Consider the following 13,559-nt stretch of genomic DNA (forward strand, 5'->3'; position numbering starts at 1 on the left):
AGCGCGCGCGCCGCGCCCTCACCGCCCAGGTCACCGCGCTCCGGGACGCGATGACGGCCCTCGACGCCGGCCCCGTCCGGGACGCGCTGGAACGGGAGTCGACGGTAGCGGCCCTGCTCGCGCTGGACCGGGCGTTCGTGCACCGGGTCCGCGTGGTGGGCGGCAAGGACGCGAACCCCGTGAACGAGGTCGAGCTGCTGGTGGAGTCGGTGCTCGACCACGGCGGTGTCCTCACCACGAACAAGGTCATCAAGTACTCCCCGGAGCAGACGGTGCTCGGCATCCCGCCCGGGGCCGGAATCGCCCTGACCGTGGACGACCTCGAGCGGCTCGGCGCCGCGTTCCTCACCGAGCTGGAGAAGCGCTCCCGCGCCGACGCCTGACGGTCCGACAGCCGTTCTCCTTGCCTAGTGTCGGTGACACTACTAGCTTCGACACTATGACCCAGCGGTCCGGACTCGCCCTCGCGGTCCTCGCGCTCGCCGTCGAGGAACCGATGCACCCGTACCGCATGCAGCAACTCATCCGGGAGCGTGGCAAGGACCGCGTGGTCAACGTGGGTCAGCGCTCCCAGCTCTACAAGACGATCGACCGCCTCGAGCGCGACGGCCTGCTCGCCGAGCACGCCGTCGAGCGCGAGGCCACCCGGCCGGAGCGGACCGTCTACACCGCGACCGACGCCGGCCGCCGGGCCGCGATCGAGTGGACCGTCGACATGCTCGTGGCCCCGCGTCCCGAGTTCGGTGAGTTCGCCGCGGCGCTGGCCTACCTCCCGCTCGTCACCGTCACCGAGGCCCTCGCCGCCCTGCGCGCCCGCCTCGCGGAACGGCGCGCGGCGCGTGACCACCGCCGCGACGAGCTCGCCGACCTCCGCGACGACGTGCCCCGGCTGCACCTCGTCGAGGAGGAGTACCTCCTCGCCCAGCTCGAGACCGACGTGGCCTTCGTCGAGGGCCTCGTCGCCGACCTCACGTCCGGGGCCCTCACCTGGGACCGGGACGAACTCATCCAGCACCGCGACTGACGCGCGTCCGACCCTCCCGGGGGACACCCATGTCCACATCCAAGATCGTCATCATCGGCGCCGGCACCGGCGGGATGTGCCTCGCGCACGGCCTGCGCCGCGCCGGGTTCGAGGTCGCCGTCCACGAGCGCGACCGCACCCGCACCGGCGGCCTGCACGGCTACCGCGTCGGGATCTCCCCCAACGGTGCCCGCGCCCTCAAGGCCTGCCTCGACGAGGACCTGTTCGCGACGTTCGTGGCCACCACCGGCCGGGACTACGAGCACCTGACGATGTACACCGAGCGCTTCGCCGAGCTCCTCGCGATGGGCTTCGACGACCTGCCCCGCCTCGGGGACGCGCCCGAGGACCAGGACTACAACGTCAGCCGCACCACGCTGCGCCAGGTGCTGTTCACCGGCATGGAGGACGTGATCACGTTCGACCGCGTGTTCACCGGCTACGAGCAGCACACCGACGGCACCGTGACCGCGTTCTTCGCCGACGGGTCCTCCGACCGCGGTGACCTGCTCGTCGGCGCGGACGGCGCGAGCTCCCGCGTGCGGGCGCAGTACCTGCCGCACGCCACGCACTCCGACACCGGGCTCGTCGGGCTCGGCGGGAAGCTCCCCTACGACACCCCGCAGGCCGCGGCCCTGCCCGAGCGGGTGCGCAGCGGCCTGTCGATGCTCTTCGACCGGCGCGGGCAGTTCGGCATCCTGCACGCGATGCGGATGCCGTGGGAGCCCGGCGGCGCCCCCCGCGAGGGGATCGGGTCCGACGACGCGGCGCAGCTCGCGGCCTGGCCCGGCCTGCGCTACGACAACACCACCGACTACGTGTCCTGGGGGTTGTCCACGTCGCGGCGCGTCCTCCCGGCCGACGTGCTCGAGCGTCGGGGCACCGACCTGCACGACGTCGCCGCCGACCTCACCCGTGACTGGGATCCGCGCTGGCACGACCTGCTCGCCGCGTCCGACCCCTCGGCGGCGATGGCCATCTCCGTGCGCACCTCCGACCCGCTGCCGGCCTGGACACCGAGCTCGGTGACCCTGATCGGCGACGCCGTCCACACCATGACCCCGGGCCGCGGCGCCGGCGCGAACACCGCGCTGCGCGACGCCCGGGAGCTGCGGGACCGGCTCGTGCGCATGCGTGACGGCGAGCTCACCCGCGACGAGGCCGTCGGCTCGTACGAGGAGCTGATGCGCCGCTACTCGGCCCTCGCGGTGAAGGAGTCGCTGGAGTTCATGCACGACGACGTCGACCGCCGGAGCCGCCTCGGCGTGCTGGCCCAGCGCTCGGCGATGCGGGCGATGAACCGGGTGCCGGCCGCGAAGCGGCGGATGGCCCGCAACCTGCAGAAGGTCCGCGACTCCGAGCTCGTCTGAGGCCCCGCCCGCGTGGTTGGGTCGAGGTCGTGACCACGACGGAGGACTTCACCCGGCAGGGCCCGATCCCCGACAACCTCGTCGAGGACCTCACCGGCGTGAACGCCTTCACCGGCGACGCGGTGGCCGCACAGGTCGTGGCCACCGCCGCGCCGTGGGCCCGGGGGCGCGCCGCGGAGCTCGGGGCGCGGGTGTGGGACCCGCGGGTGCTCGAGACCGCCCGCAACGCCCAGCGCCACACCCCCGAGCTGCGTCCGCTCGACCGGCTCGGGCACGAGGTCTTCGACGTCGAGTTCCACCCGAGCTACCACGAGCTCATGGCGCTCGCGTTCGGCTCCGGGGTGCACTCGCTGGCCTGGACCGCCGACGCCCCGGGCGCCCACTCCGCGCGGGCGGTGCTGTCGTACCTGTGGAACCAGGTCGACGGCTCCACCGCGTGCCCGACGGGCATGGCGTACGCGTCGATCCCGATCCTGCGCAGCCAGCCCGAGCTGGCCCCGTGGGCGGACAAGATCGTCGTGGAGGGCTACGACCCGGCGGACGTGCCCGTCACCGGCAAGTCGGCCGCCACCGTCGGCTACTTCATGACCGAGAAGCACGGGGGCTCCGACCTGCGGGCCAACGTGACCGTCGCCCGCCCGACCGGGCGGCGGGGTCCGGGTGAGACGTACCTGGTCAACGGGCACAAGTGGTTCGCGTCGGTGCCGATGGCGGACTGCTACCTGACGGTGGCCCGGACCGAGGGCGGCGTGTCGTGCCTGTTCGTCCCCCGTCGGCGCGCGGACGGGACCCTCAACGGGATCCGCGTGAACCGCCTCAAGGACAAGCTCGGCAACCGGGCCAACGCGTCCTCGGAGATCGAGTACCACGACGCCGAGGCGGTCCTGGTCGGCGAGGAGGGCCGCGGGGTGCGCACGATCCTCTCCTCGGCCGAGTACACCCGCCTGGACTTCGCGATCGGATCCGCCGGCCTGATGCGTGCGGCCCTCTCCCAGGCGCTGCACCACAACGACCGCCGCACCGCGTTCGGGTCCCGGCTCTCGGCGCTGCCGATCCAGGCCCCGGTACTCGCCGACCTCGCCCTCGAGTGGGCCGGCGCCGCGCACCTCGGGTTCCGGCTGGCCCGCGCCGAGGACCACCACGACGACGTCTCCGAGGCGTTGGTGAGCCGCCTGCTCACGCCGGTGGCGAAGTACTGGAACTGCCGGCGGGTGTCCGCGGTCACCGAGGAGGTCATCCAGTCCATCGGCGGCAACGCCTACATCGAGGAGCACCCCTGCCCCCGGTACTACCGGGAGGCGCCGCTCAACGCGATCTGGGAAGGCACCTCGAACATGATGGTCGCCGACGTCGGACGGGTGCTGACCCGCGAGCCGAAGGCCCTCGAGCCGGTCCTCGACGGCATCCGGCCCGCCGCCTCAGAGCACCCCCTGCTCGCCACCGCCCTCGCCGAGATCGAGGAGCTGGCCGCGGCCCCGGAGGACACCGCGCGCTACCTCGTCACCCGCCTCGCCCTCGCCGCGCAGGCGGCGCTGCTCGTCGAGCACGCGCCCTCGGTGGTGGCCGAGGCGTTCGTCGCGTCGCGCCTCGGTACCGGCTGGGGGCCGGGCTTCGGCACGTTGCGCGGCGTCGACTTCGAGGCGGTCATCGACTTCGCCCGGCTGCGGTGACCGGTCAGTCCCACCGGTGGAAGCCCTGCCCGGACTTCCGCCCGAGCTCCCCGCGGGCGACCTTGTCGCGCAGCAGCTGCGGCGGGGCGAAGCGGTCCCCGAGCTCCTCGGCGAGGTGCTCGGCGATCGCCAGGCGGACGTCGAGCCCGACGACGTCGGTGAGCTTGAGCGGGCCCATCGGCCAGCGGTAGCCCAGCTCCATCCCGGTGTCGATGTCCTCGGCGCTCGCGACGCCCTCCTCGAGCATCCGGATCGCCTCGAGCCCGACGGCCACGCCGAGCCGCGAGGTCGCGAAGCCGGGGGCGTCGTCGACGACGATCGCGGTCTTGCCGAGGGCCTCGACCCAGCCCCGCACCTGCTCGACGAGGTCGTCGCCGACCTCCGGCGGACGGATCAGCTCGACGAGGCGCTGCGCGGGTACCGGGTTGAAGAAGTGCATGCCGAGCAGCCGCCCCGGCGGGAGCCCGCGGCCGATGGCGCCGACCGACAACGACGAGGTGTTGGTGGCGAGCACGGCGTCGGGGCACCGCTCGGCGGCGGCGCCGAGGATCTCCTGCTTGAGGTCGACGCGCTCGGGGACGGCCTCGACGACGAGCCCGGTCCCGGACGGGAGGTTCGCCACCCCGGTGACGACGGTCGTCCGCGCGACCAGGCCCTCGACGTCGGTGCCCTCGGGCAGCTTGCCCCGGTCGGCGGCGCCCTGCAGCGACCGCTCCAGCGCCTGGCGGGCGGCGGCGACGCGGTCGTCGTCGCTCTCGACGATCGTCACCTCCGCACCGGAGGCGACGAACACGTGCGCGATGCCGGCGCCCATCGTCCCGCCGCCGACGACCCCCACGCGGGTGGGCAGGTCCGTCATCGGTGCTCCCTCCGTGGACTGCACTCCTCGACGACCCGGTTCCCGCCAGGCCCGCGCGCAACGCCTCCGGCCCGGGCCCGGACGGTTGCGCCCCCACGGACTCTGGGGCACCATCGCAACCGAACGAACATTCGGCCGGAAGGTGCTGACGGTGACCGTGTCCGACGAGACGACGAGGCTCGCGACCGCCTCGACACCGGACGGTGCCACCAGCGCCCCGGCCGATCTGGAGCGCGAGCTCTCCGACGCGTTCGAGGCGACCGTGGCCGGCGAGGGTCGCGTCGAGCCGCGGGACTGGATGCCCGAGGGCTACCGCAAGACCCTGATCCGCCAGATCGCCCAGCACGCGCACTCCGAGATCATCGGCATGCAGCCGGAGGGCAACTGGATCCTCCGCGCGCCGAGCCTGCGCCGGAAGGCGATCCTGCTGGCCAAGGTGCAGGACGAGGCCGGCCACGGGCTCTACCTCTACTCGGCCACCGAGACCCTCGGCGTCGACCGCGCGGAGCTCACCGAGAAGCTGATCTCCTCGACGCAGAAGTACTCCTCGATCTTCAACTACCCGACGCTGACGTTCGCCGACATCGGCGTCATCGGCTGGCTCGTCGACGGCGCGGCGATCTGCAACCAGGTGCCGCTGTGCCGGTCGAGCTACGGGCCGTACGCCCGCGCCATGGTGCGGATCTGCAAGGAGGAGTCCTTCCACCAGCGGCAGGGCTTCGAGCTGCTGATGACGCTGATGGCGGGCACCGAGGCGCAGCGCGAGATGGTGCAGGACGCGGTGAACCGCTGGTGGTGGCCCTCGCTGATGATGTTCGGCCCGGCCGACGGCGACTCGCCCAACACGCAGCAGTCGATGGCGTGGCGGATCAAGCGGCACACCAACGACGAGCTGCGCCAGCGCTACGTCGACATGTCCGTGCCGCAGGCCGAGGCGCTCGGCGTCACGTTCCCGGACCCGGAGCTGCGGTGGAACGCGGAGCGGGGTTCCTACGACTACGGCGAGATCGACTGGGCCGAGTTCACCGCCGTGGTGAAGGGCGCGGGGCCGTGCAACGCCCAGCGGCTGGCCCACCGCCGCGCCGCGCACGAGAACGGGCAGTGGGTGCGGGACGCGGCGTCGGCGTACGCGGCGAAGCAGGCCCGACGCGAGCAGGAGGTCGCGGCGTGAGCATGTCCGACGACACCACCGCCCACGTCGAGGGCGATCCCGCCGCCGACCTGGGGTCGGGCACCCCGAAGGCCACCTGGCCCCTCTACGAGGTGTTCGTGCGCGGCAAGCGCGGCCTCAACCACGTGCACGTCGGGTCCCTGCACGCCCCCGACGACCGGATGGCCCTGCACAACGCGCGCAACCTCTACACCCGGCGCAACGAGGGCGTGAGCATCTGGGTGGTCCGCGCCGACGCGATCACCGCGTCCAGCCCCGACGAGAAGGACCCGTTCTTCGCGCCGTCGGGCGACAAGGTCTACCGCCACCCGACCTTCTACTCCATCCCCGACGACGTCCCGCACCTGTGAGCGCGGGGAACGACGTGGACACCCACGACGGCGGCGGCAACGTCTACGACGCCCTCGCGGCCGCGGACCACGACGGCCGCTGGGCCCACGGCGCCGGGTTCGACGAGACCGTCGTGGAGGTGACCGCGCCGGCCCCGGAGGGGGTCGACCGGGAGGACCTCGCGGCGTACTGCCTGATGCTCGCCGACGACGCTCTCGTCGCGTCCCAGCGGCTCTCCGGGTGGGCGACGCACGCGCCCGAGCTCGAGGAGGAGGTCGCGCTCGCCAACATCGCGCTCGACCTGCTCGGGCAGGCGCGGGTGCTGCTGTCCCGGGCCGGGCACCTCGGGGCCGCGGAGCGGTTCCGTGCGGCCGCCCCCCACGACGACGAGGACGTGCTCGCCTACTTCCGCGACGACCGGTCCTTCCGCAACGTCACCCTCGCCGAGATCGACCTCGGCGACTTCGGGCGGACGATGGCGTGGATGCTCGTCTACTCGTCGTGGCGCCTGGCGCTCATGACGACGCTGCGGGGCTCGGCGGACCCGGTGCTGGCCGCGGTCGCGGCGAAGGCGGTCCCGGAGCTCGCCTACCAGCGGGAGTACGCGGCCGGCTGGGTCGTCCGGCTGGGCGACGGCACCGAGCTCTCGCACGTCCGCGCGCAGGCCGGCCTGGACGCGGTGTGGCCGTTCGTCGAGGAGCTCTTCCTCGCGCACCCGGTGGAGACGCGGCTGGCCGAGGCCGGGGTGGCCGTCGACCCGGCGTCGCTGCGCGCGGCCGTGGACGCCGACCTCGAGCAGGTCCTGCCCGCCGCGACCCTGACCCGCCCGGAGCGGGCTGCGGTCGGGCTCGTCGGCGGTCGCGGCGGCCGCGACGGGGTGCACACCGAGTCGCTGGGCCGGGTGCTCGCCGTCATGCAGTCGCTGGCCCGGGCGCACCCGGAGGCGACGTGGTGAGCGCGGCCCTCGCTGATCACCGGTTGTGGGAGGTCGCCGCCCAGGTCACCGATCCCGAGATGCCGATGCTGACGCTGGCCGACCTGGGCGTGCTGCGGTCGGTCTCCGTCGACGGCGACCGCGTCGTCGCGACGATCACGCCCACGTACGCGGGCTGCCCGGCCCTCGACGCGATGCGCGCGGACCTGGCCGCGAGGCTCGCGGACTTCGGGGAGGTCGAGGTGCGTGTGTCGCTCACCCCGCCCTGGAGCACCGACCTCATCTCCGACGAGGGCCGCCGCAAGCTCGCCGAGGCCGGGGTGGCGCCGCCGGCGCACGTCGGGCCGCGCACCACGGGCCCGGTCACGCTGAGCCTCGCCCCGCCCGCGCAGCGGGTCGCGTGCCCGCGGTGCGGCAGCGCGGACACCGAGGTGCTCTCCCGCTTCGGCCCGACGGCCTGCACCGCGCTGCGTCGCTGCCGGTCCTGCCGGGAGCCCTTCGAGCACATGAAAGACATCTGATGAGCGCGCCGACCACCGAGCCGGAGGCGACCACCACCGGGTTCCATCCGCTGCGGGTCGCGGCCGTCGAGCGGCTCACCGACGACGCCGTCGCGGTCACCTTCGCCGTCCCCGACGAGCTCGCGGAGACCTTCGCGTTCCGGGCCGGGCAGTACCTCACGGTGCGCCAGGAGACGCCGGACGGGGAGGAGCGCCGCTCCTACTCGATCTGCGCTCCCGAGGGCGCCGCGCCCCGGATCGGGGTCCGCCGGGTCGAGACCGGGCTGTTCTCCGAATGGCTGGTCGACCGGCTCGCCGCCGGGGACGTCCTCGAGGTCGCCCCGCCCGAGGGCCGGTTCACCCCCGGTCCCCCTCCCGGAGAACACGAGCCCGGCGAGCACCACACCCTGATCGCCGCCGGGTCGGGCATCACCCCGGTGCTCTCGATCGCGGCGACCGTCCTGGCCGCGCACCCCGACACCCACGTCACGCTGCTCTACGGCAACCGGCGCACCGACACCGTGATGTTCACCGAGGAGCTCGCCGACCTCAAGGACCGCTACCACGCCCGCCTGCAGCTCGACCACGTCCTGTCCCGCGAGCCGATGGAGGCCGAGATCTTCGGCGGGCGGCTGGACCGGGAGAAGCTGCGGACGCTCCTCGGGTCGCTGGTGCCCACCCCGCAGGTCGACCACTGGTGGCTCTGCGGGCCGCTGGAGATGGTCACCGGCGCCCGGGACGTGCTCGCCGAGTTCGGGGTCGGCCGGGAGAAGGTGCACGCCGAGCTCTTCTACGTCGACACCCCGCCGCCGCAGCCGGTGCGCCACGAGGACGCCCCGGCCCAGGGGGCCACGGCGCGGATCATCCTGCACGGACGCGAGGTCACCGCGACGATCCCGTCGGACTCCTTCGTCCTCGACGCCGCCCAGAAGGTGCGCTCCGACCTGCCCTTCGCCTGCAAGGGCGGGGTGTGCGGGACGTGCCGGGCGAAGGTCACCGGGGGCGAGGTCCGGATGCAGCGCAACTTCGCGCTCGAGGCCGAGGAGGTCGAGGCCGGGTTCGTCCTGACGTGCCAGTCGGTGCCGGTCTCCGATGAGCTCACCATCGACTACGACGTCTGATCGGGAGGACCCACCGTGGTGCCCAGCTATCTGGCCGGCCGTTGGCAGACCGGGACCGGTGACGGGCGGCCGATGCTCGACGCCGTGACCGGTGAGGAGATCGACCGGCTCTCGACCGGCGGACTCGACCTGGCCGGTGCCGCGTCGTACGCCCGCCGGACGGGTGGACCGGCGCTGCGGGAGCTCTCGTTCCACCAGCGGGCTTCGCTGCTCAAGGCGCTGGCCGGGCACCTGCGCGAGCACCGCGAGCAGCTCTACGCGCTCTCCGCGCGGACCGGCGCCACCCTGGGCGACTCGAAATTCGACGTCGACGGCGGCATCGGCGTCCTCCAGGCGTACGCCTCGAAGGGCAAGCGCGAGCTGCCCGCCGGCACCGTGCTCGTCGAGGGCGAGGTCGAGCCGTTGTCGAAGGACGGGTCGTTCCTCGGCCAGCACGTGCTCACGCCGCTCCACGGGGTCGCGGTGCAGGTCAACGCCTACAACTTCCCCTGCTGGGGACCGCTGGAGAAGCTCGCGCCCGCCTTCCTCGCCGGGGTGCCCTCGATCGTCAAGCCCGCGACGCCGACGGCGTTCCTCACCGCGGCGCTCATGGAGCTGGTCATCGGCTCCGGGCTGCTGCCCGAGGGCTCGGTGCAGTTCCTCGCCGGGTCCGTGGGCGACCTGTTCGACCACCTCACGGAGCAGGACCTGGTCTCGTTCACCGGCTCGGCCTCGACCGCCCAGCAGCTGCGCACCCACCCGACGCTGACGGCGCGGGCGGTGCGCTTCACCGCCGAGGCGGACTCGCTCAACTGCTCGGTCCTGGGTCCCGACGCCGGGCCGGGCACGCCGGAGTTCGACCTGTACGTGACGCAGCTGACCACCGAGATGACGGTCAAGGCCGGGCAGAAGTGCACCGCGATCCGGCGCGCCTTCGTGCCCGGTGAGCACCTCGACGCGGTGGCCGAGGCGGTCGTCGCCCGGCTCGAGCGGGTCACCGTCGGGAACCCGGCGAACCCGGACGTGCGGATGGGCGCGCTGGCCGGCCTGGAGCAGCGCGAGGAGGTGCGGCGCTCGCTGAAGGCCCTGATCGACGGCGGGCGGGTGCTGTACGGGTCGCCCGACGCCGTGGACGTGGTCGACGCCGACGCCGAGCGCGGCGCGTTCCTGTCCCCGGTGCTGCTGGCCGCCGAGCCGGACAGCGCCGCGGTGCACGAGGTGGAGGCGTTCGGCCCGGTGTCGACCCTCGTCCCGTACTCCTCCACCCCGCAGGTCGTGGAGCTCGCGGCACGGGGGCAGGGTTCGCTCGTCGGGTCGGTCGTCACGGGGGATCCGGGCTTCGCCCGCGAGGTCGTCCTCGGTGTCGCCCCGTGGCACGGCCGGGTCCTGGTGCTCGACCGGGCCGACGCGACGTCCTCCACCGGGCACGGCTCCCCGATGCCGCAGCTGGTCCACGGCGGCCCCGGTCGCGCGGGGGGTGGCGAGGAGATGGGCGGCCTCCGCGGCGTCGCCCACCACATGCAGCGCACCGCGGTCCAGGGGTCGCCGGACATGCTCACGGCGATCACCGGCCGGTGGGTGCCGGGCTCGGCGCGCACGACGACCGACGAGCACCCCTTCCGCAAGCACCTCGAGGAGCTGCGCGTCGGGGACACCGTCGTGGGCGGTCCGCGGACGGTGACGCAGGAGGACGTGGAGCGGTTCGCCGAGTTCACCGGCGACACCTTCTACGCGCACATGGACTCCGAGGCGGCCGCGGCCAACCCGTTCTTCGGCGAGCGCGTGGCCCACGGCTACCTCGTGGTGTCCTTCGCGGCCGGCCTGTTCGTCGATCCCGCCCCCGGCCCGGTGCTGGCGAACTTCGGGGTGGACTCGTTGCGCTTCCTGACACCGGTGAAGTTCGGGGACGATCTGACGATCACCCTGACCGCGAAGCAGATCACCCCGCGCGACACCGCCGCCTACGGCGAGGTCCGCTGGGACGCCGACGTCACGAACTCCCGCGGCGACTCCGTCGCCCGCTACGACGTCCTCACCCTCGTCGCGAAGCAGGCGACGCCGTGAGCGGGGAGATCGCCACGTCCGTCCGGCGGATGTGGGACGACGACGCGGCCTCCCGCAAGCTGGGCATGGAGCTCCACTCCGCCGCCGACGGCGAGGCGCGGCTGACCATGACCGTCACCTCGGACATGGTCAACGGGCACGGCATGTGCCACGGCGGCTACCTGTTCATGCTGGCGGACTCGGCGTTCGCCTGCGCCTGCAACAGCCCCGGGCCGGTGACGGTGGCCGCGGGGGCGGACGTCGTCTTCGTCGCCTCCGCGCGGGAGAACGACGTGCTCGAGGCGGTCGCCACCGAGCGGACCCGGCACGGGCGCAGCGGCGTCTACGACGTGACCGTCCGCCGGCCGATGGACGGCCAGGTCATCGCCGAGGTCCGCGGACGCAGCCGCACCATCCAGCGGTCGTGAATCCGGTCGTCGCCCCTCGCGGTCAGGCCGGCGCCGGGATCGCGCCGATGTTCGCGAGCATCGCCAGCACGTCGATGTGGTGCCGTTCGTGGACGAGCAGGCCGTTGTCCCACTCCTGCCACATGACCGCCCAGAACTCCCCGACCCGGCCCGACGCCGGGATCACCCCGGCCCCGGTGTCGAGCGGCCCGTCGTGAGTACCCCGCCAAAGGATTTCGAGGACGGTGGTCTCGCCGGCCGCGGTCAGCCGCCGGATCTCGCCGACCGCATCGGGGAAGGCCGACTTCCACTCCTGCAGCGCGGCGACCACGGCGTCCGCGCCCTCCACACGGCGACCGGTGCCGGTCTCCTCGTAGACGTACGTCGGGGCGAGCATCGATCGCACCGCGTCCCAGTCCCCCCGGTTGAACGCGTCGATCGACTCGCGCGCCTTGGCTTCGATGTCGTCCGTGGTCATGTCTGCCCCCTCGTCCGTGGCCTCCCTGGTTCCGTTCGAGCGTGGCACGGCTGAACGTCGTCATCGAGACGCAGAGTGACATGGAGCAGCGAGTACCACTCGTTCGGCGGAATGGCGACGACGCCCGCCCGTGATGCGGGCCGAGTGATTGACCGAGGGTGACAGTCGCCGCGCGACCTCAGGTGCCCGGCGGTGTCCCGCTCGCTCGCGCGAGCCCGCCCAGCAGCGCGTCGACGAGAAGGGCCGGCATCCCGGCGTCGATCGGCTCCCGGGTGAGCACGATCCGGAAATGGACCGGGCTGACGAGCATCTCGATGGCCAGGCGGGGGTCGACGGTGGCCGGGAGCTCGCCGCGGTCGACGGCGCGGGTGATCATCTGCGTGGAGAGCGCGGAGCGGGATGCCCAGTAGTGGTCCCGGGCCCGTCGGGTGTCGGGATCGTCCCCGGCGACGGCGAGCGTGCGCTCGAGGGCGTGACCGACGGGCGTGGCGAGGAACTCCGCGAGGTCGACGGCATAGGCGATCAGGTCGTCCCGCAGGCTCCCCGTGTCGGGCACCCGCAGCTGCTCGGTGGCGTCGAGCAGCGCATCGATGAGCAGGTTCTCCCGGGTGCCCCAGCGGCGGTAGACCGTCGTCTCGTTCACCTCGGCCCGCGCCGCGACCTCCGAGACCCGCAGGCCCTCGAGCCCCCGCGCCAGGAGGAGCTCGAGCGTGGCCTCGAGGACGGCCGCGCGCACCCGCGCCGACCGACCTCCCGGACGACGCCGCACCTCCGGAGCACTCACATTCCCCACCATAAAGCAAGTCCCCTTGCGATTGAACGACCGGAGGCCCACACTCCTGGGAGCCAGTCGACTGGCCTTTACCGAGGAGTCCCCGATGCAGATCGATCGCGACGTCGCGGTCCCCACCCGCGACGGTTCCGTCCTCGTCGCCGACGTCTTCCGCCCCGAGGGCGACGACCCGGTCCCCGTGATCGCGTCGATCGGTCCGTACGGCAAGGACGTGCACTGGCCCGACCGCTACCCGCTCTACGAGCTCGTCGCCAACAACGAGTACATGGTCTGGGAGACCCCGGACCCGGAGTGGTGGGTACCGCGGGGCTACGCGCTGGTGCGTATCGACACCCGGGGTACGGGGAAGTCGCCCGGCCGCCTGGACCTCTACGGGCCGCGCGACGCGGAGGACTTCCACGACGTCGTCGAGTGGATCGCCGAGCAGCCCTGGTGCACCGGCAAGGTCGCCTCCAGCGGCATCTCCTGGCTGGCGATGATGGGCTGGCGGGTGGCCGCGCTGCAGCCGCCGCACCTCGCCGCGGTGGTCGCCTGGGAGGGCTCGACCGACTTCTACCGCGAGTGCGCCTACCAGGGCGGCCTCTACTCGAACGGGTTCATCGACTTCTGGTGGGACCGCCAGATCGAACCGCAGCGCACCGAGCACGACGGCGACGACTGGCGCGAGGTGCTCCCGCAGCACCCGCTGCTCGACGACTACCACCGCGCCCGGGCCACCGACCTCGACCGCGTCACGGTGCCAGTCCTCTCCGCGGCCAACTGGGGCGCGCTGCACCTGCACCTGCGAGGCAACATCGAGGGCTGGCGCCGGGCCGAACATTGACTAGTTGCTTGCCCTTGCGCGTTTCGGCGATCGTCGCATCGCCGCTGGTGACAAAGC

At 73.1% G+C, this 13,559-nt stretch carries 15 protein-coding genes; 12 read left to right on the forward strand and 3 right to left on the reverse strand.

Annotated elements, in window-relative coordinates; all coding sequences use genetic code 11:
- From AC0CYZ_RS25975 to AC0CYZ_RS25990, 4 genes are all read left to right on the forward strand, one after another.
- On the forward strand, window positions 1-383 hold a 383-nt coding region (locus tag AC0CYZ_RS25975), incomplete at its 5' end, for a hypothetical protein (protein ID WP_472220724.1).
- Window positions 384-439: 56 nt separating this feature from the next.
- Window positions 440-1,024 carry a PadR family transcriptional regulator gene (locus tag AC0CYZ_RS25980; RefSeq protein ID WP_472220726.1) on the forward strand — a complete coding sequence of 195 codons (585 nt, stop codon included), beginning with the start codon at window positions 440-442 and terminating at the stop codon, window positions 1,022-1,024.
- 29 nt (window positions 1,025-1,053) lie between these two features.
- Window positions 1,054-2,394 (forward strand): FAD-dependent oxidoreductase, encoded by a 1,341-nt coding sequence (locus AC0CYZ_RS25985; protein WP_472220728.1) that lies wholly within the window; start codon window positions 1,054-1,056, stop codon window positions 2,392-2,394.
- 29 nt (window positions 2,395-2,423) lie between these two features.
- A complete protein-coding gene (locus AC0CYZ_RS25990; RefSeq protein WP_472220730.1) occupies window positions 2,424-4,064 on the forward strand; it encodes an acyl-CoA dehydrogenase family protein in 1,641 nt (546 codons plus the stop codon).
- A gap of 4 nt (window positions 4,065-4,068) precedes the next feature.
- Here AC0CYZ_RS25990 and AC0CYZ_RS25995 read toward each other — a convergent pair whose 3' ends face one another.
- Window positions 4,069-4,923 (reverse strand): 3-hydroxyacyl-CoA dehydrogenase family protein, encoded by an 855-nt coding sequence (locus AC0CYZ_RS25995; RefSeq protein WP_472220732.1) that lies wholly within the window; start codon window positions 4,921-4,923, stop codon window positions 4,069-4,071.
- A 226-nt stretch (window positions 4,924-5,149) separates the two neighbouring features.
- Between AC0CYZ_RS25995 and paaA the strand changes: the two genes are divergently transcribed.
- From paaA to paaI, 7 genes are read left to right on the forward strand one after another with little or no spacing between them, the layout of a single operon-like run.
- Window positions 5,150-6,094 (forward strand): 1,2-phenylacetyl-CoA epoxidase subunit PaaA, encoded by a 945-nt coding sequence (paaA, locus tag AC0CYZ_RS26000; RefSeq protein WP_472220750.1) that lies wholly within the window; start codon window positions 5,150-5,152, stop codon window positions 6,092-6,094.
- Window positions 6,091-6,444 carry a 1,2-phenylacetyl-CoA epoxidase subunit PaaB gene (paaB, locus tag AC0CYZ_RS26005; RefSeq protein ID WP_472220734.1) on the forward strand — a complete coding sequence of 118 codons (354 nt, stop codon included), beginning with the start codon at window positions 6,091-6,093 and terminating at the stop codon, window positions 6,442-6,444. The genes paaA and paaB overlap by 4 nt, the downstream gene beginning before the upstream one ends.
- Window positions 6,441-7,379 (forward strand): 1,2-phenylacetyl-CoA epoxidase subunit PaaC, encoded by a 939-nt coding sequence (gene paaC / locus AC0CYZ_RS26010; protein ID WP_472220736.1) that lies wholly within the window; start codon window positions 6,441-6,443, stop codon window positions 7,377-7,379. The genes paaB and paaC overlap by 4 nt, the downstream gene beginning before the upstream one ends.
- Window positions 7,376-7,879 (forward strand): 1,2-phenylacetyl-CoA epoxidase subunit PaaD, encoded by a 504-nt coding sequence (paaD, locus tag AC0CYZ_RS26015; protein ID WP_472220738.1) that lies wholly within the window; start codon window positions 7,376-7,378, stop codon window positions 7,877-7,879. The genes paaC and paaD overlap by 4 nt, the downstream gene beginning before the upstream one ends.
- On the forward strand, window positions 7,879-8,979 hold the full coding sequence (gene paaE, locus AC0CYZ_RS26020; protein WP_472220740.1) for a 1,2-phenylacetyl-CoA epoxidase subunit PaaE: 1,101 nt from the start codon (window positions 7,879-7,881) through the stop codon (window positions 8,977-8,979). Before paaD ends, paaE begins: the two co-directional genes overlap by 1 nt.
- A gap of 15 nt (window positions 8,980-8,994) precedes the next feature.
- On the forward strand, window positions 8,995-11,022 hold the full coding sequence (gene paaZ / locus AC0CYZ_RS26025) for a phenylacetic acid degradation bifunctional protein PaaZ (RefSeq protein ID WP_472220742.1): 2,028 nt from the start codon (window positions 8,995-8,997) through the stop codon (window positions 11,020-11,022).
- 29 nt (window positions 11,023-11,051) lie between these two features.
- Complete coding sequence (gene paaI, locus AC0CYZ_RS26030) at window positions 11,052-11,429, forward strand: hydroxyphenylacetyl-CoA thioesterase PaaI (protein WP_472220752.1); 378 nt, start codon at window positions 11,052-11,054, stop codon at window positions 11,427-11,429.
- Between the two features lie 22 nt (window positions 11,430-11,451).
- On the opposite strand, the gene AC0CYZ_RS26035 is transcribed toward paaI, so the two are convergent.
- A complete protein-coding gene (locus AC0CYZ_RS26035) occupies window positions 11,452-11,886 on the reverse strand; it encodes an ester cyclase (protein WP_472220744.1) in 435 nt (144 codons plus the stop codon).
- 178 nt (window positions 11,887-12,064) lie between these two features.
- A complete protein-coding gene (locus tag AC0CYZ_RS26040; protein ID WP_472220746.1) occupies window positions 12,065-12,670 on the reverse strand; it encodes a TetR/AcrR family transcriptional regulator in 606 nt (201 codons plus the stop codon).
- Between the two features lie 94 nt (window positions 12,671-12,764).
- Between AC0CYZ_RS26040 and AC0CYZ_RS26045 the strand changes: the two genes are divergently transcribed.
- A complete protein-coding gene (locus tag AC0CYZ_RS26045) occupies window positions 12,765-13,502 on the forward strand; it encodes a CocE/NonD family hydrolase (RefSeq protein WP_472220748.1) in 738 nt (245 codons plus the stop codon).
- Window positions 13,503-13,559 lie beyond the last annotated feature (57 nt).

The sequence above is a fragment of the Actinomycetospora sp. genome, assembly GCF_055612215.1.